Below are 17,861 nucleotides of genomic sequence, written 5' to 3'. Positions count from 1 at the left end.
TGGTAGCGGGCGCCGGTGAGGTGCCCGAGCGCGAAGCCGCCGGCCAGGATCGCGAAGACCAGTACGAAGGCGACGGACGCGCCGCGCCGTCCCCTACCGGATGCCGAACCGGCACGCATGCTGCCTCCCGCGGCCCACGTACCTGCACCATAACAAAATGTCCAAATGGGGCAGAGCGATTCGCGTATCAGCGGCCGGCCACCGGCGGCGTTGGGAAGGGCACCTTCCACCACGCATAGCGTTAAGAAGGTGCCCTTCCTTTCCGGAGGGTCTCAGTGGGTGGCGCGGACCAGCGGGAACGGGAGGGTTTCGCGGATGGAGCGGCCGGTCAGCAGCATGACCAGGCGGTCCACGCCGATGCCGAGGCCGCCGGTGGGCGGCATGGCGTACTCCAGGGCCTGCAGGAAGTCCTCGTCGAGCTCCATCGCCTCGGGGTCGCCGCCGGCGGCGAGCAGGGACTGCTCGGTGAGGCGGCGGCGCTGCTCGATCGGGTCGGTCAGCTCGGAGTACGCGGTGCCCAGCTCGGTGCCGAAGGCGACCAGGTCCCAGCGCTCGGCCAGGCGCGCGTCCACCCGGCTCTGCCGCGTCAGCGGCGACACGTCGGTCGGGAAGTCCTTGTAGAACGTCGGCATGACGGTCTTCTCCTCGACCAGCCGCTCGTACATCTCCAGCACCACCGCGCCGCGGCCCCACTTCGGGTCGTACGGGATCTTCGCGGCGTCGCACAGCTTGCGCAGCTTCTCCACGTCGGTGTCGGCGGTGATCTCCTCGCCGAGCGCCGCCGAGATCGCCTCGTCCACGGTGCGCACGTCCCACTGCCCCGACACGTCGTGCGGCTGCCCGTCGTGCACGATCACGCACTCGCCGTTGGCGGCCCGCGCCGCGCCCTGCACCACCTCGCGGGTCAGCGTCAGCATCGCGTCGTAGTCGGCGTACGCCTGGTAGGCCTCCAGCATGGAGAACTCGGGGTTGTGCTTGTAGTCCACGCCCTCGTTGCGGAACGTGCGGCCCAGCTCGAACACCTTCTCCACCCCGCCGACGGCCAGCCGCTTGAGATACAGCTCCGGCGCGATGCGCAGGTACAGGCGCAGGTCGTAGGCGTTGATGTGGGTGGTGAACGGGCGCGCGTTGGCCCCGCCGTGGATGCGCTGCAGGATCGGCGTCTCCACCTCGATGAAGCCCCGGTCGGCGAACGACTGCCGCAGGCTGTGCACCGCGGCGCTGCGCGCGCGCAGCAGGTCGCGGGCGGTGCTGCTGGTGATCAGGTCGAGGTAGCGCTGGCGCACCTTCGCCTCGGGGTCGGCCAGGCCGCCGTGCTTGTCGGGCAGCGGGCGCAGGCACTTGCCGGTGATCTCCCAGGTGTCCACGTGCACCGACAGCTCGCCGCGCCTGCTGGTGACCACCTCGCCGGTGGCCCCGATGTGGTCGCCGATGTCCACCGCGTCGGTCCACGCCTCGATGTCGCGGTCGAGCATCAGCTGCAGGTCGCCGCTCCAGTCGCGGATCGTCGCGAAGACGAGCCTGCCGTGGTCGCGCAGCAGCATCAGGCGGCCCGCGACGGCGACCCGGTCCCCGGTGCGTGTGTCGGCCGGCGTCCGCGGGTGCCGGGCGTGGACCTCGCCGCAGGTCGCGGTCGGGTGGAAGCCCACCGGATACGGGTCGACGCCCTGCGCCCGCAGCCGGTCGAGCTTGGCCCGGCGTACCGCCATCTGCTCGGTCACGCCCTCGTCGTGCTCCGCGCCCGCGAGCTGCGCGGGTGTCGCGGGGGCGGGCAGGCCCTCCAGCACGGGGGCGGCGGTCGCGTCCAGCTCCACCGCCGGCGCGCCCGGCACGGTGAGGAAGCCCTCGGCGATGGCCGAGGCCATGCCGACCTTCGCCAGGTCGCGCCGCTCGCCGAAGCACAGGAACCGGGGCACCCACTCGGGCTGGTACTTGATGTTGGAGCGGTAGAGCTGCTCCAGCTGCCACCACTTGGAGAAGAACATCAGGATCCGCCGCCACAGCCGCAGCACCGGCCCGGCGCCGATCCGGCCGCCCTCCTCGAACACCGCTCGGAACACCGCGAAGTTCAGCGACACCCGCTCCACGCCCAGCTTCGGCGCGGCGTTCATCAGCGCGGTGACCATGAACTCCATGGCGCCGTTCTCGGCGTCGTGGTCGCGGCGCATCAGGTCCAGTGACAGGCCGTGCTGGCCCCACGGGCTGAACGACAGCAGCGAACGCGGCACGCCGTCGCGGTCGCGGGCCTCCACCAGCACGCAGCGGCCGTCGTTGGGGTCGCCGATGCGGCCCAGCGCCATGGAGAAGCCGCGCTCGCTGTCGGTGTCGCGCCAGCGGGTGGCCAGCTCGGCGATCGCCTTCATCTCGTCGGGCGGGATGTCCGCGTGCCGGCGCACCTGCGCGGTGTACCCGGCGCGCTCGACCCGGTTGACCGCCTGGCGGACCTGGCGCATGTCCCGGCCGTCGAGGGAGTACCGGTCGGTCAGCAGGATCGCCTCGTCGCCCAGCTCCAGGACCTTCAACCCCGCCTTGTGGTACGCCGTGGCGCCCTCCTCGCTGGCGCCCATCGCGGCCGGCGTCCAGGCGTAGCTGCGCGCCTCCTCCAGCCACGCCTCGATCGCCGCGCCCCACGCCTCGGGGTCGCCGATCGGGTCGCCGCCGGCCAGGCTGACGCCGTTGACCGGGCGGTAGGTGACGGCGGCCTTGCCACTGGGCGAGAAGACAGCGAGCTTGTCCCGGCGGGTGGCGAAGTAGCCCAGCGAGTCGCGCTCGCCGTAGCGCTCCAGCAGGCCGCGCACCTTGACCTCGTCGGCGGGCGCGAGCGCCGCGCTGACCTGCTGCGAGCGCAGCAGGGTGAACAGCGCCGCGAACACCGCGACCGCGCCGAACAGGCCGAGGATGAAGTTGACCCAGCCCGGCGCGGCCCCGGCCCGGGTCACGTCGAACTCGAACGCGCCGCCGAGCACCTTCTCCGCGGCGTACGTCAGCTGCGCCCCGGCGTCCTTGGGCAGCGTGCCGGGGAAGGCCGCGACGAGGCTGTAGCCCAGGCCGATGCCGACCGCCGCGACACCGGCGAAGACGCCCAGCGCCTTGAGCACGGCGCCCTTGCGGACCCGGGCGTAGAACTCCCGGCGGGCCAGGAACAGCACGACCAGCGCGGCGATGCCCACGATCACGGCGACGGTGGTCGCGGCCCGGCCCCAGCCGCTGAACAGCGGCACACCCGCATCGTCGACCAGGTTCGCCTGCGGCACCAGCGCGATCAGGCCGAGCGCGAGAAGGCTGGACACGACGTCGATGACGAAGTACACCATCAGCGTCCACCAGGCGACGCGCTTGCGCCGCGCGGTGGCGGCGGCGAGCACCGCCATGAACGCGGCGTAGGCGAGGTTGGCGGGCACGGGCACCAGCACGTCGTCGATCAGCCGCCGCAGCGGCTGCGTGCTGTGCCCGATCGCGCCGCCGAGGGCGGCCAGCGCGCTGATCGCGGCGAGGATGCCGAGGATGATCGCGAAGACCCGCGGGACACGTGTCCGCCAGCCGCTTGCGTTCGCGCGCCGTGCTGTCTCCACGTCGTCACCTCATTTCGCGGGGCATCAGCCTGAACATATGGCACTCACTACACTGAAACGCAGCAAATGCGATGAATTCTCGGACGCCGGGGCGGGGGTGAACCGTGGCCGAGTGGTTCCGCCGCACGGTCGTGGAGACCGGCCGGCTGCCGCTGTTCTGCTTCTTCGCCGGGGTGATCGTCGGCTTCCTGTTCATCCGGTTCTCGGTGCGCATGATCCGGGCCCAGGTGAAGTGGTGGCCGGGCAACGTGACCCCCGGCGGCGGCATGCACATCCACCACGTGGTCTTCGGCGTGGTCTTCATGCTGCTCGCCGGTGTGCTCAGCTTCGTCGTGCCGGACGAGCGCACGGTGTGGCGCTCGGTGCTGGCCGGCCTGTTCGGCGTCGGCGCGGCGCTGGTGCTCGACGAGTTCGCGCTGATCCTGCACCTGGAGGACGTGTACTGGTCGGAGAAGGGCCGCACCTCGATCGACGCCGTGTTCGTCGCGATCTCGGTGACCGGCCTGCTCGTGCTCGGCGTACGCCCCGTCGGCATCGAGGACCTCGTGCAGGCCGGCATCGTGGGCGGCGGCCTGCTCGGCTACTCGCTGGCGGCCGCCGTCGCACTGACCTACCTGGGCCTGGCCGCGACCACCCTGCTCAAGGGCAAGATCTGGACCGGGCTGCTGGGGCTGTTCATCCCGGTGCTGCTGTTCGTCGGCGCGATCCGGCTGGCGCGGCCGCACTCGCCGTGGGCGCGCTGGCGCTACCAGGAGCCCGACCCCAGGACGGCCGCGAAGCTCGCCAAGGCGAAGTGGCGGGAGGTGCAGCTGCGCCGGCCGGCGATCAAGACCAAGATCTGGCTCCAGGAGCTCGTGGCCGGACATCACGACGCGCCCCCCGAGCGGTAGCGGTCACGACTATGGTCGATCCGTCACCGTCGCCGTCGCCAGACGAGGAGCAGCCGAAGGTGCGCCGTGTCCACGTGATCGCCGTCTGGGCCGTATGCACGCTGCTCGGCGGCCTGCTGCTGGCCCTGCCCGACAACGGGCCCCGCCTGCTCTCCTTCAGCGACGCGCACGGGCCTGGCCTGCTCGACACCGTCGGCGCGCTGCTGGCCGCGGGCGGCTCCGCGCTCGCCTGGTGGTGGATCTGGCGCGACCGGCGCCGGCTGGCCGCGGCACCGCCGTGGTGGCAGCTGAGCGCGCCGATCGCGGGCGGCCTCGGCCTCGGCCTCGTCGTGGCCTCGGTCTTCGGCGACTTCCCGCTGTGGTGGGCGGTCGGCGCGCTGCTGGTGACCGCGGTCCAGGTCGGCCTGTTCGTCTCGGTCAGCGGCATCGGCGCGCACCGGCCGACCCGCGTACGGGTCACCGGCTACGTCACCCGCGGCGCCGGCGACGACCTGGAGGTGCTGGTCTTCGAGTACGCCGCCCACCCCGGCACACACCTGCCCGGCGGCGGCGTGGAGCGCGGCGAGCTGCTCAACGACGCCATGCTCCGCGAGACCTACGAGGAGACCGGCGTGACCGGCCCGCTGACCGTGCTCAGCGTCGTCGGCGTGCAGAGCGGCCGCTTCCCCGACACCCGCCGCCCCTTCCTCAACGTCTACTTCCACCTGCGCACCGACGACGACCGCCCCCGCTGGCAGCACACCGTCATCGGCGACCCCGGCGTCTGGGACACCGGCGCCACGGTCGTCTGCCGCTTCATCACCCTGCGCCAGGCCCGCGAACTCCTCCGCGACACCGGCAACGCCCAGCACGCCTTCCTCGACCTGCTCCCCACCTCCCCCCGCGTCGATCTCGCGTGAACGGCGGGGGGTACGACACGCGCATTCCGGGTGAATGGGCAACAGTTCGCGCAAGATCGACGGGAGGCGCGGTGGGTTACGATCCGGGCGTGGCATCCCCTCATGACCGTTATCCGCTGCTGTTCGCCCCGCAGCGCTGGGAGTGGGCCGGCGTGGACGCCAGCTTCTCCGTCACCCCGCCCGCCGACCACCTGGTCACCAACGTGCACGTGGTCGGGTTCGCGGCCGACCGCGTGGTGCTGTGCCGGGACGCGCGCGACGTGTGGTTCCTGCCCGGCGGCACCCGCGAGCCCGGGGAGACCGTCGCCGACTGCGCGGCGCGCGAGCTGCTCGAGGAGGCCGGCGCGGTGCTGCGCGGGCCGCTGTACGTGATCGGCGCGCACCACGCCGTCTCCGACCTGCCCGCGCCGTACCGGCCGCACCAGCCGCACCCGGAGATGGCCTGGCTGTGGTGCTACGCCGAGGTGAGCGTGGAGGGCGAGCCGGCCAATCCCGACGACGGCGAGACCGTGCTGGAGGTACGCGCGCACGCCCTCGACGACGCGCGCCGCCTCCTGCTCACCGACGGCCCGTGGTACCCCGAGCTGGTCTCCCTCGCCGCCGAGCAGCGCGCCACCGGCACCGCCACCCCCCTCTGACGCACTCCCCCACGCTCAACATCGTCCGACTTGCCAGGCACCTGGGCGAAAGGCGCGCCAAGATACGCCCATGTGCCAGGCAAGTCGGACGATCAACGCCACCCGCGGCGGGCTCGCGAGCGGCGCGGTCAGTGGTCGGGGTCGGTCGGGCGGAGGGGGACGACGAGGTAGCGCAGGTCGACGCCGGGGTCGGGGGTGGCGGCGGTGAACAGGGTGGGGCGCAGCGCGGACTGGATCTCCAGCCGGACCGGCCCGCCGGTGAACGGGCGCAGCGCGTCCAGCAGGTAGCGGGCCTGGTACTGCCGGGTCAGCCGGTCGCCGAGCAGCTCGGCCTTGAGCGTCTCGGCGGACTCCCCGGCCAGCGGGTCGCTGCCGCGTACGCACAGCTCGCCGTCGCCCGGCTCCAGCGTGACCGCACCGCGCGGCCCGGCGTAGTGCGCGGCCCGGCCGACCGCGGCGGCCAGCTCGTCCGCGTCGGCCCGGACGGTGGCCTCGGCCTCGACCCGCAGCAGCTGGTCGAGCTGCCGGTCCGGGAAGCTCACCGCGAGCGAGGCGGTGCCGACGGTCCAACCGGGCCAGGACAGCGCGAAGCGGCCGTCCGCGGCGTGCAGGGTCAGCTCGGCGGCGCGGCCGGCCTGCCGGGCCAGCTCGGCGACGAGCGCCGCCGGGATCAGCACGTCGAGCTCCGCACCCGGCGCCGCGCGCCAGGCGGGTCGCGCCGCGGCGAGCCGGAAGCGGTCCGTGGCCAGCAGCGACAGCACCGCCCCGGCGGAGCGCATGCGTACGGCCGTGAACAGCGGCAGGGCGTCCTCGCGCGAGGCGGCCGAGGCGACCGGTGCGGCGGCGGCCCGCCAGTCCGCGCCGGTGAGCACGCCGACCGCGCCGGGCGCCTGCGGCGGTCGCGGGTACGCGTCGAGGTCCAGCTGCGGCAGCGCGAACCGGGCCCGGGGCGTGCGCACCGCCAGCCGGGCGCCCTCGGTGCACAGCCGCAGCTGCGGCGCGTCCAGCGTGCCGAGGGTCTCGGCGAGCGCGCGCCGCGAGACGACCGCCTCGCCGTCCACGTGCACCAGCGCGGGCATCGCGGCGCGAGCCCACACCTCCCCGTCGGACGCCGACAGCTCCAGCCCGTCGCCGTCGCCGCGCAGCAGCACCCCCGCGTGCCCGGGCTGCGGCGACCGCACCGGCAGCAGTTTGAGCAGATGCGTCGCCGCCTCGGCGAGCGCACCGGTGTCCACGGTCATGTCCAGCGCCATGCCGCGCACCGTACCCACGGGCTCTGACAGGAACCCCGCCAAGATCGCGGCGATCTTGCGCGAAGTGTTGCCCATCTGCCCGGAAAGTGCGTGTCGTACCCACAGTTCACGCAAGATCGCCGCAGGCGGGGTGGGGCGGCGGGGCGGGTAGGGTGCGGGCGTGGATGAGGTGACGTGGCGGGCGGTGGGGGCGGCGGTGCGGTGGCTGGATGCGCATCACGGCAGTGGGGCGCAGCAGCAGACGATGCGGATCCTCAAGGTGACCGAGGAGGCGGGGGAGGCGGCTCGGGCGTGGATCGGGGTGCAGGGGCAGAATCCGCGCAAGGGGGTCACGCACTCGTCGCGGGAGGTGGCCGACGAGCTGGCCGACGTGGTGTTGTCGGCGCTGGTGGCGATCCAGAGTCTGGGGTTCGATCCGGCGGAGGTGCTGTCGGGGTGTGCGGGCAAGGTGCTCACCCGGATGGAGGCGCACGAGCGGCGCGGGGGTTGACCGGAACCCGCTGCCAGGCGTGATCATGCGGGCGGTTCGCTCGTTGCACCCTCGGTAGCCAGCCCGACCCGGGGGAGAGAGCCTGATGGTGGAGATCAGACGGCGTTCGCTGCTCGGCGGCGCGGCCGTGGCGGGTGGTCTTTTCGCCGCCGGGCCGTTCGGCGGGTTCCTCGCCCGCGAGCGCGCGCCCGAGACTCCGCAGGTCAAGCTCGGGCCGGTCGCCGACCTGCGGGACGGGGTGCCGCGGCTGTGGCTGCCGGACGGGTTCGCGTACCGGTCGTTCCATGACACCGAGTGGCCGGTGGTGCTCGACGACGGCGCGCGGCTGCCGGGCAGCCACGACGGCATGGGCACGTTCCAGGCGCCGAGCGGCAACACGATCCTGATCCGCAACCACGAGGTCAAGGTCACCGGGCAGGCGTTCGGGCCGGGCGCGGTCACCTACGACCCGGTGGCCTGCGGCGGCGCCACCACCGTCGAGGTCACCCGGTACGGCGAGGTGGTGCGCTCGTACGCCAGCCTGAGCGGCACGCACACCAACTGCAACGGCGGGCGCATGCCGTGGGGCACCTGGATCAGCTGCGAGGAGACCGTGCACGGCCCGGACGTGGTCGGCAAGGGCAACTACCTGCTGCGCGAGCGGCACGGGTACATCTTCGAGGTGCCCGTGCACGGGGTGGTGGAGCCGCAGCCGATCACCGCGGCGGGCCGCTTCGCGCACGAGTCGGTGGCGTACGACCCCAAGGGCGGCGCGCTCTACCTCACCGAGGACAACTTCGGCTCGGCCTCGTGCTTCTACCGGTACCTGCCGCCGCGGCCGCCGGACCCGTTCCGGGCGGACCGGCGCGGCATCGCCGACGGCGGGCGGCTGCAGGCGCTCGCGGTCAAGGGCAGCCCCCGCGCCGACCTCGCCGCCGCGCAGCAGCCCGGCACGGTGCTGCCGGTGACGTGGGTCGACATCGACGACCCGGCGCCGGAGTTCCCGTACACCGAGGGCATCCCCGCGCCGACGACGCAGGACAAGGCGCTGCGCTACGTCAGCGACCAGGGCCGTGACGGCGGTGCGGCGCTGTTCTCCCGGCTGGAGGGCTCCACCTACCGCCAGGGCGTCGTGTACTTCACCTCCACGCAGGGCGGCGGCGAGCCCGAGGAGCACGACGGGCCCTTCGACGGCGGGTTCGGCAACGGCCGCGGGCAGATCTGGGCGTACCACTGCGCGGAGGAGGTGCTGCGGCTGGTGTACCAGGCACAGGGCCCGGACGGGCTGGACTTCCCGGACAACGTCACCACCAGCCCCAGCGGCACCCTGATCGTGTGCGAGGACGGCGAGCACGACAACTACGTACGCGGGCTCACCCGGCGCGGGCAGCTGATCGACATCGCGCTCAACCGGCTGACCAACCGCGCCGGGGTGTCGCGGCAGCGCGACGAGTTCGCCGGCTGCGTGTTCAGCCCCGACGGGCACACGCTGTTCGTCAACGTGCTGGCGCTGCACGGGATGACCGTCGCGATCTGGGGGCCATGGGCGAAGTTGGGAATCTGAGCGCGGGTTCGCGCTTACCGCCGCAGCAGGCTGGAAAAACTGCTAGGAGCCCAGGTCCAAATGCGAGATCATCGAGACATGGGCACTCTGCCGCAGCTGCCGACCAGCCTCACCCTTGACGACGCGGACACCCCCCGGGACATCGTCGACGCGATGATCCTCGCCCCGTTCAGCACGGGCGATCAGCCGTACGCCCACACCGCCCGCCTTCCCCGCGTACGCAAGGACGCGCGCCTGCTGCCGGAGGAGGGACACCTGCTGCGGGTGGCCACCGACGACGGGCTGCGCAGCCACCTCGCCGCGGGCGACGGCTGGACCCTGCGCGCCGCGCGCTGGCGCGGCGGGGTCGCCGAGGTCACCGTCACCGCCACCACCGAGGAGCTCGCGCTGCGCATCCTCGACGACGCCACGCGCGGCGCGCGCGAGGAGCACGTGGAGCGCGCCGACAGCGTGCCGATGGGCTTCTGGCACCACTCGGCCAAGCGCGGCGCGCAGCGCAGCACCCGGCCGATCACCACCCCCGCCTGGGGCGAGATCCGGGACAACTACGCCGCCGACGTCGCCGACTCGCTGGAGCGCCTGATGACGCTCACCCCCGAGTCGATCTCCGGCCGCCTGCTGCTGCTGCACGGCGTGCCCGGCACCGGCAAGACCACCGCGCTGCGCGCGCTGGCGCAGGCGTGGTCGTCGTGGTGCCAGGTCGACTGCGTGCTCGACCCGGAGAACCTGTTCCACGACTCCAGCTACCTCATGGAGGTGGCCATCGGCGACGACGAGCAGGAGGAGCGCCGCTGGCGCCTGCTACTGGTCGAGGACTGCGACGAGCTGATCTCGGCCGCGGCCAAGCAGTCCAGCGGCCAGGCGCTGTCGCGCCTGCTGAACCTGACCGACGGGCTGCTCGCGCAGGGCCGCGACGTGCTGGTCGGGCTCACCACCAACGAGCCGCTGAGCAGGCTGCACCCGGCGGTGGTGCGCCCCGGGCGCTGCCTGGCCCAGATCGAGGTGGGCCCGCTGCCGTTCGCGCAGGCGAGCGCCTGGCTGGGCAGCACGGTGGGGCTCAGCTCCGCGGGTGCCACGCTGGCCGAGCTGTTCGCGCTCCAGCGCGGCGACCGCGACCTGGTCACCACCACCCCCGAGACTTCGACGGGCTGCTACCTGTGACCCACGGGCCGACGACTGCCGCGCAGCCGGGTCAACTTCTGGGTTGACCCGACAACCCAGAAGTTGACGGCGTGCGCCGGGTAGCGCCGTGGTGAGGCGGCCGGGCACCGCGCGTCGGCGGCGACCCGTGTCTGCGGCGCCGCCTGGCGACCAGCGGAACCCCGGACGGCGGCGACACGTGCCGGCGGCCGGCCGCGCAGCCTCACCTGCCGTGTGCGCCCTCGCCTGCGGGGGTTGGCCGGGGGTGCGGGCGTCTGCCATCGTTGGGGCCGTGACACTGCCGGATGCCTCTACCGCGCCGCGGCCGTCCCACGTCGCCCTCGCCACCCGGCGCTGGGCCGACGCCCTGGTCGACGACTCCGGGCGCAACCAGCTGGCCTACTACCGCGATCTGAAGGCGGGCACGCTGCGCTTCGACGCGGCCCGGCCCGAGGCGCTCACCATGCTGATGGCGGGCCGCACGGTGACGCTGCGCCAGCTGTTCGGCGACGAGGTGGCGCACGCCGACGCGCTGCGGCGCACCCGCACCATCCGCACCCGCATGCGCACGCTGGCCGAGGAGCGCGGCGTCGACGTCGGCTACCTGGCCAGCGGCATCGCCACCTGGCACGAGGCCGAGCGCACCCCGCGCTCGCCGGTGCTGCTGCACCGGCTGTCGGTGCGCACCACCTCGGCGGCCGAGACCGAGTTCGCGCTCACCGTGGACCCGGAGCCGGTGGTCAACCCGGTGCTGCTGTTCAAGCTGTTCAAGGAGCACCGGCTGGAGCTGGACCCGGAGGCGCTGCTGGACGCGCTGCCCGAGGGGCCGTACGACCCGGCCCCGGTCTTCGAGCAGCTGGCCAAGGCGGCGCAGGACGTGCGCGGCTTCACGGTCACCCCCGAGCTGCTGGCGGGCACGTTCCTCTACGAGAAGCTGCCGATGGTCGCCGACATCACCGAGCACGGCGAGCTGCTGGAGAGCAGCGAGGTGATCGCCGCGCTGGCCGGCGACCCGCGGGCGCTGAGCGAGCTCTATGCGCAGGCGCCGGTCGAGCCGGACCTGCCCGACCGGGTGCCGCCGGACGACGAGTTCCTCGTGCTGGACGCGGACTCGTCGCAGAGCTACGCCGTCAACGCGGCCGTGGCCGGGCACCACCTGGTGGTCAAGGGCCCGCCGGGGACCGGCAAGAGCCAGACCATCGCCAACATGATCATGGCTCTGGCGGCGCGCGGGCGCACCGCGCTATTCGTGGCGGAGAAGCGGGCCGCCATCGACGCCGTGCTCGACCGGCTCCACCAGGTCGGCCTGGACGACCTGGTGCAGAACCTGCACGGCGACCAGGGCAGCCGCCGCGAGCTGGCGCGGGCCCTGGACGCGCGGTTGCAGCGGGCGCGGCACGAGACCCGGCCGACCACCGAGGACACCGACCGCAGCCTCACCGAGGCCCGCGCCGCGCTGGCCCGGCACCACACCGCCCTGCACACCCGGCACGAGCCGTGGGGGCTGTCGGTGTTCGAGCTGCAGTCGCGCCTGCTGGGCGTCTCCCCCGACGACATGACCCCGCAGCGGTGGTCCGGCGAGGACCTGATGCGGCTGGACGCCCCGGCCGCCGCGCGGCTGCGCGCCTGCGTGGTGGAGCTGGCCCAGCTCGGCGCGTTCGATCCCGCCGCCGGGCCGGGGCCGTGGGTCCGGTCCACCGTGCCCGACCGGGCCGCGGCGCAGCTGGCGTACGCGCTGGCGGGCCAGGCCGCGACGACGCTGACCCCGGCCCGGCAGGAGCTGGCCGCGCTCGCCGCGCGGCTGCACCTGGCCACACCGGCGACGCTGGGCTCGGCGCGCAAGATGGCGGCGCTGCTGTCCGATGTGGAGGTGACGCTGCGGCGGCTGCGGCCGCAGGCGTACGCCGCCGACCTGCCCGCCTGGATCGCCGCGACCGCCGAGGGCGAGCGGCGCGGCGGCATGGGCTTCCTGCAGCGCCGCCGCGTGGTCAAGGACATCCGGGCGCACTGGCTGGCACCGGGCCGCCCGAGCACCGCCGAGCTGCACGCCGCCGCCGTCGCCGCGGCCGACGAGCTGGCCCGCTGGCGGGTGGTGAGCCTGGACGGCCAGCCGCCGCGCACCGACCCGCGCGCCGCCGCCGCGCTGGCCGCGTTCGCCGAGTTCACCGGCGCGCTGGAGCCGCTGCGCGGGTACGTGCCGGTCGACGCCGACGACCTCGGCGACCTGCAGCACGAGCTGGACGCACTCGCCGGCGACCAGGCCGACCTGCTGCGTACGGCGCGCCGCAACGAGCTCGCCGCCACCGTGGTGGAGTGGCGCGCCCGGCGGCTGCTGGACGCGCTGGCCGCCCGCGGGATCGGCGCCGACACCGCCCGCGCGGGCGCCGCGTTCGACCACGCCTGGCTCAGCTCGGTGCTGGAGCAGCTGCGCTTCAGTGACGAGCACCTGGCCACGTTCCACGGCGCGGCGCTGCACGCGGCGGTGGCCGAGTTCCACACCGCCGACGCCGCGCACATCACCGCCGCCGCGCAGCGGGTGCGCCACCTGGCCGCCCGCAACCTGATGGCGGTGCTCGACGAGTTCCCCGACCAGCAGCAGCTGGTGCGCCGCGAGGCCGCGAAGAAGGCCCGCCACCTGCCGGTGCGGCACCTGTTCGAGCAGGCGGGCGAGGCGCTGACCGCGCTCAAGCCGTGCTGGGCGATGAGCCCGCTGCTGGTCAGCCAGGTGCTGCCGCCGCGGGTGCTGTTCGACGTGGTCATCTTCGACGAGGCCAGCCAGGTCGAGCCGGTGGACGGCGTGCCCGCCATCATGCGCGGCCGCCAGGTCGTCGTCGCCGGGGACGAGCACCAGCTCCCGCCGACCAACTTCTTCCAGCGCGGCGACGTCGACGGCGACGGCGTGCCCGACGACGGCACCGCGCTCGGCGACGACGTCGAGTCGCTGCTGCAGGCGTTCGCGCACACCCTGCCGCTGCCGCAGGTGCGCCACCTGGCCTGGCACTACCGCAGCCGCGACGAGCGGCTGATCGCCTTCTCGGACCGGCACGTGTACAGCCCGAGCGGCAACGCGCTGACCACGTTCCCGGGCGCGGACGCGGCCGACTGCATCAGCCACGTGCTGGTGGGCGGCGAGGCAGACCCGGAGGCGTCGGCCGAGAGCGGCAACGCCGAGGTGCGCCGGGTGGTGGAGCTGATCCTCGCCCACGCGCAGCAGCGGCCCGCCGAGTCGCTCGGCGTCATCACCATGGGCATCACCCACGCCGAGCGGGTCGACGCGGCGCTGCGCCGGGCGCTGGCGCAGCGGCCGGACCTGGAGCCGTACTTCTCCGAGAACGGGCACGAGCCGTTCTTCGTCAAGAACATCGAGCGGGTGCAGGGCGACGAGCGCGACGCGGTCATCCTGACCATCGGTTACCCGAAGGGCCTGGACGGGCGCATGCTCTACCGGTTCGGGCCGCTCAACACCAAGGGCGGCCACCGGCGGCTCAACGTGGCGATCACCCGCGCCCGCCGCCGGATGACCGTGGTCAGCTCGTTCACCCACCTGGACATGGACCCGCAGCGGCTGCGCGCCGAGGGCGCGGTGATGCTGCGCGACTTCCTGGAGTACGCGGCCTCCGGCGGCCGCCGTGAGGTGGTGGGCGGCACGGGCGGCCCGGCGCTGAGCCCGTTCGAGGCGGACGTGCTGGCCCGGCTCACCGCCGCAGGGATCCCGCTGGTGGTGCAGCACGGCATCGGCGGGCAGCGGATCGACTTCGCCGCGACCCACCCGGACGACCCGCACCGGCAGGTGCTGGCGATCGAGGCCGACGGCCCGTCGTACCACTCCTCGCCGACCGTGCGCGACCGCGACCGGCTGCGCCAGCAGCACCTGGAGCGGCTGGGCTGGCGCTTCCACCGGATCTGGTCGACCGACTGGACGCGCCAGCGCGAGGTCGAGATCGCCAAGGCACGGGCGGTGTACGACATGGCGGTGGCGTCGTCGGAGGTGCTGCTGCCGGACACGGTGGCCGAGGGCGTCACCGTGCGGCTGCCGTCCCAGCGCGGGCGCAGCGGCCCGCGGCCGGCGCTGCCCGCCGCGGAGAAGGCTGCCGACCTGCCGCAGGACGCCCTCGTCGCGCTGATCCGGTGGATCGAGAGCGACGGCCTCAACCGCACCGAGGACGAGGTGGTCGCGGAGGCGTACGCCCAGCTGGCGCTGCCCCGGCGCACCCCGCGCACCACGGAGGCGCTGCGCGCCGCCCGCCGCGAGGTGGTGGGCGAGCCTACTTCTTGAGCGCGGTGCGCAGCACGTCGCGCACCGCGTCGAGCATCGGGATCTGGTCCAGTTCGGACGCGCTGTGCCAGCTCGGCTCGACCATGATGCCGTCGGGCTGCGGGCGCAGGTCGCCGCCGAGCACGGTGACGCCGTAGAGCATGAACACGCCGTGGAAGTCGATGCCGCCGGTGAGCTGGCGGTGGTCGGAGCCCACCTCGAGCAGCGCGTCGACCCTGACCTCCAGGCCGGTCGTCTCGGCGAACTCGCGCACCACGGTCTCCGTGGGGTGCTCGCCGTGCTCGATGGTGCCGCCCGGCGGCATCCACTTGCCGAGGTCCCCGTGGGCGCTGCGGCCGATCTGCACGAGCAGCACGGTGTCGCCCTCGCGCGCCAACCCGTACGCCGAGACCCGCTGCCACTGCCTGACCATCGTCACGATGAAGAAGCCTGCCATGTTCTCGCGCGGTCGCACAGATGGGCGAACCGCCGATTCACCGCCCGCTCGCTTCTGCCTGGTCACACCGGCGGAATTCGCCCGGCAGGGATCCATCCCGGGCGCCGCGCCGGTGGCGCCGCGGGCGGCCGCGTCACCAACGGCGCGTTTTTCGCCGTTCGGCCGAGCCCGAGTCACCCTTTCGGCGAAACAGCGGCGGCGCATCCCTGGCTTTATGCTCGCGGACATGGCGCGTGACCCCGACTTCGACCCCGGCAGGCTGGTCGAACACGACTCCGGTGAGTACAGCCTGACCTTCGACGAGTTCGACGACTATGTGGACATCTTCGACGAGCAGGGCTGGCTCGGCAACGGCTACGCCTGGGAGGGCGTGGTGCAGGTGCTGCTGGCCGACCGCGCGCCGGAGGTGCTCGACCAGGTGGAGTTCGACTCCGAGGCGGACCTGTTCTCGGTGCGCGCGGGCGACCCCGAGCCGCTGGCCGAGGTGGCCGCGGCCATCCGGGAGGCCGTGGTCGACCTCGACGTGCTGGCCGACGCCATCACCCGCGCCGAGGAGCAGGGCCTGCTCGACTGAATCCGGATGCCCCGGCCGCGCGTTTCGGTTAGGTTCCGCCCATGGCCGACATGATCTACCCGCCCAAGCCCCGACCCGGCGACCGCATCGCGGTCCTGTCCCCCTCCGCCGGCCTGCCGGCGATCTTTCCCGGGGTGTACGAGCAGGGCCTGGCCCGGCTGCGCGACGGGTTCGGCCTGGTGCCGGTGGAGTTCCCGACCACCCGGGTGATGGGCGCCGACCCCCGCGAGCGCGCCCGTGACGTCACCGCGGCGTTCGCCGACCCGGCCGTCACCGCGATCATGGCGAGCATCGGCGGCGACGACCAGATCACCGTGCTGCGCCACCTCGACGACGACGTGATCCGCGCCAACCCCAAGCCGTTCTTCGGCTTCTCCGACAACACCAACCTGCTCCACCACCTGTTCGGGCTCGGCGTCGTCGGCTACCACGGCGGCGCGGTGATGACCTCGCTGGCCCGGCCCGGCCGGATGCACCCGCTGACCGAGCAGAGCCTGCGCGCGGCCCTGTTCACCCCCGGCTGGTTCGACCTGACGCCGTCACCCGACTACGGCGACGAGCCGCACGACTGGGCCGACGACACGCTGCGCGGCACCGAGCCGCCGATGTGGCCCGCCGCCGGCTGGACGTGGACGGGCGCACGCCGGGTGGTCGAGGGCCCACTGTGGGGCGGCTGCCTGGAGATCCTGTCGTGGCTGCTGCAGGCGGACCTCGTCGCGCCGCCGGAGCGCTTCGAGGGGCACGTGCTGGTGCTGGAGACCTCCGAGGACATGCCGAGCGCCGACGACGTGTACTACACGCTGCGCAGCATGGGCGAGCGCGGCATGCTGGGCCGGTTCGCGGCGGTGCTGGTCGGCCGGGCCAAGGCGTGGAACTTCGACCGGCCCAACCCGCCCGAGCAGAAGGCGGCGTACCGGGCCGCGCAGCGGGCGGCGGTCGAGCGGGCCGTGGCGGCGTACGCTCCGGACGCCGTGCTCGTCTTCGACCTCGACATCGGGCACACCGACCCGCAGCAGATCCTGCCGATCGGCGGCACCGCCCGCGTCGACGCGCAGCAGCGGCGCGTCAGCGTGCGCTACTGACCGTCGGCCGACGGCGGCGAGAGCAGCACCCGGGTCTGCGGCAGGCCCTCCGGGTGGTGCTCGCGCACGAACGCGATGAGCTTCTCCCGGATCTCGCAGCGCAGGTCGTACGCGTGCTGCGCGTCGATCGCCGACGCCAGCACGCGCACCACCATCGTGGTCTCGGTCGTGTCGACCACCTGGAGCACCCAGTCGCGCCGGTCCCAGTGCACCGAGGCGGCGACGACCTTCTCGGCCTCGGCGCGCAGCGCGTCGACCGGCATGCGGTGGTCCAGGTGCAGCACCGCCGCGCCGAGCACCCGGGACTCGTTGCGGGTCCAGTGCTGGAACGGCGTGGTGGTGAAGTACGTCGTGGGCAGCACCAGCCGCCGCTCGTCCCACAGCCGCACCACCACGTAGGTCAGCCGCAGCTCCTCGATGCGGCCCCACTCCCCCTCGACCACCACGACGTCGTCGATGTGCAGCTCGTCGGTGAAGGCGAGCTGCAACCCGGCGAAGATGTGCGCCAGCGTCGCGTGCGCCGCCAGCGCCGCGACGACACCGGCCAGGCCCGCCGAGGCCAGCAGCGAGGCGCCCAGGGTGCGCAGCGGCGCGAACGTCATCAGGATCGACGCGATGGCCAGCACGGTGACGGTGACGGCGGTGAGCCGGCGCAGCATGCCGATGCGGGTGCGGGCCCGGCGCATGCGCCGGTTGTCGGCCACGTCCATCGGCAGCCGCCGGAAGGCGGCGTCCTCCAGCACGAACAGCACCCGCACGGTGAGCCAGGCCGACGCCCCGATCAGCGCGATGATCAGCCCGTGGTGCACCATCTCGCGGGCCGCGCCGGTGAGCGCGGTGAACGGCAGCGCGATGACCAGCGCCACCACGACCAGGACCGCCCGGAACGGCCACCGGCAAGTCCGGCTCAGCTGCTCCAGGAACCGCTGGTAGCGCCGGCGGCGGCCGAGCCTGCGCACGGCGAACCGGAACAGCCATCCGGCGACGATCGCGGTCAGCAGTGCCGCGGTCACCACGATGGCGGCCCGGACCAGCTGCTCGGCATCCATGGGCGGGCGACCTCCACGA

13 protein-coding genes are annotated in these 17,861 nt (G+C 73.6%); 9 read left to right on the top strand and 4 right to left on the bottom strand.

Going from position 1 to position 17,861, the window contains the following annotated elements; genetic code table 11:
• Positions 1-272: 272 nt before the first annotated feature.
• The gene (gene lysX, locus AB0J67_RS01960) at positions 273-3,572 is read right to left on the bottom strand and encodes a bifunctional lysylphosphatidylglycerol synthetase/lysine--tRNA ligase LysX (RefSeq protein WP_363475235.1); all 3,300 of its coding nucleotides are present in this window, start codon (positions 3,570-3,572) and stop codon (positions 273-275) included.
• A gap of 104 nt (positions 3,573-3,676) precedes the next feature.
• Between lysX and AB0J67_RS01955 the strand changes: the two genes are divergently transcribed.
• The 3 genes from AB0J67_RS01955 to AB0J67_RS01945 all read left to right on the top strand — a co-directional run bounded on the left by AB0J67_RS01955 (position 3,677) and on the right by AB0J67_RS01945 (position 5,999).
• Complete coding sequence (locus AB0J67_RS01955) at positions 3,677-4,462, top strand: hypothetical protein (protein WP_363475233.1); 786 nt, start codon at positions 3,677-3,679, stop codon at positions 4,460-4,462.
• Positions 4,463-4,521: 59 nt separating this feature from the next.
• Positions 4,522-5,361, top strand: a complete 840-nt coding sequence (locus tag AB0J67_RS01950) for an NUDIX hydrolase (protein WP_363475231.1) — start codon at positions 4,522-4,524, stop codon at positions 5,359-5,361.
• Positions 5,362-5,450: 89 nt separating this feature from the next.
• Positions 5,451-5,999, top strand: coding sequence for an NUDIX hydrolase (locus AB0J67_RS01945; RefSeq protein ID WP_363475229.1), 549 nt, complete (start codon positions 5,451-5,453; stop codon positions 5,997-5,999).
• Positions 6,000-6,127: 128 nt separating this feature from the next.
• On the opposite strand, the gene AB0J67_RS01940 is transcribed toward AB0J67_RS01945, so the two are convergent.
• Entirely contained in the window at positions 6,128-7,252 is a 1,125-nt protein-coding gene (locus AB0J67_RS01940) for a DNA polymerase III subunit beta (RefSeq protein ID WP_363475228.1), read from the bottom strand.
• 160 nt (positions 7,253-7,412) lie between these two features.
• Here AB0J67_RS01940 and AB0J67_RS01935 point away from each other — a divergent pair, with 160 nt between their 5' ends.
• The 4 genes from AB0J67_RS01935 (at position 7,413) to AB0J67_RS01920 (ending at position 14,701) form a co-directional block, all read left to right on the top strand.
• Complete coding sequence (locus tag AB0J67_RS01935; RefSeq protein WP_363475226.1) at positions 7,413-7,742, top strand: MazG-like family protein; 330 nt, start codon at positions 7,413-7,415, stop codon at positions 7,740-7,742.
• Positions 7,743-7,827: 85 nt separating this feature from the next.
• The gene (locus tag AB0J67_RS01930) at positions 7,828-9,285 is read left to right on the top strand and encodes an alkaline phosphatase PhoX (RefSeq protein WP_363475224.1); all 1,458 of its coding nucleotides are present in this window, start codon (positions 7,828-7,830) and stop codon (positions 9,283-9,285) included.
• Positions 9,286-9,363: 78 nt separating this feature from the next.
• Complete coding sequence (locus AB0J67_RS01925; protein WP_363475222.1) at positions 9,364-10,446, top strand: DUF5925 domain-containing protein; 1,083 nt, start codon at positions 9,364-9,366, stop codon at positions 10,444-10,446.
• Between the two features lie 271 nt (positions 10,447-10,717).
• The gene (locus tag AB0J67_RS01920; protein ID WP_363475220.1) at positions 10,718-14,701 is read left to right on the top strand and encodes an AAA domain-containing protein; all 3,984 of its coding nucleotides are present in this window, start codon (positions 10,718-10,720) and stop codon (positions 14,699-14,701) included.
• On the opposite strand, the gene AB0J67_RS01915 is transcribed toward AB0J67_RS01920, so the two are convergent.
• Positions 14,691-15,113, bottom strand: a complete 423-nt coding sequence (locus AB0J67_RS01915; protein WP_363475344.1) for an NUDIX domain-containing protein — start codon at positions 15,111-15,113, stop codon at positions 14,691-14,693. The genes AB0J67_RS01920 and AB0J67_RS01915 overlap by 11 nt on opposite strands.
• Before the next feature lie 250 nt (positions 15,114-15,363).
• On the opposite strand from AB0J67_RS01915, the gene AB0J67_RS01910 reads away from it, so the two are divergent.
• The gene (locus tag AB0J67_RS01910) at positions 15,364-15,711 is read left to right on the top strand and encodes an Imm51 family immunity protein (protein ID WP_363475218.1); all 348 of its coding nucleotides are present in this window, start codon (positions 15,364-15,366) and stop codon (positions 15,709-15,711) included.
• Positions 15,712-15,752: 41 nt separating this feature from the next.
• A complete protein-coding gene (locus AB0J67_RS01905) occupies positions 15,753-16,793 on the top strand; it encodes a S66 peptidase family protein (protein WP_363475216.1) in 1,041 nt (346 codons plus the stop codon).
• On the opposite strand, the gene AB0J67_RS01900 is transcribed toward AB0J67_RS01905, so the two are convergent.
• The gene (locus AB0J67_RS01900; RefSeq protein ID WP_363475214.1) at positions 16,787-17,842 is read right to left on the bottom strand and encodes a mechanosensitive ion channel family protein; all 1,056 of its coding nucleotides are present in this window, start codon (positions 17,840-17,842) and stop codon (positions 16,787-16,789) included. The two genes, AB0J67_RS01905 and AB0J67_RS01900, sit on opposite strands and share 7 nt — an antisense overlap.
• Between the last annotated feature and the right edge of the window lie 19 nt (positions 17,843-17,861).

This window comes from Catellatospora sp. NPDC049609 (genome assembly GCF_040675365.1).
In the GTDB taxonomy this organism is placed as follows: Bacteria; Actinomycetota; Actinomycetes; order Mycobacteriales; family Micromonosporaceae; genus Catellatospora.
Note: the sequence above shows the minus strand (reverse complement) of the source record. Positions and strands in the feature narration are given on the sequence as shown.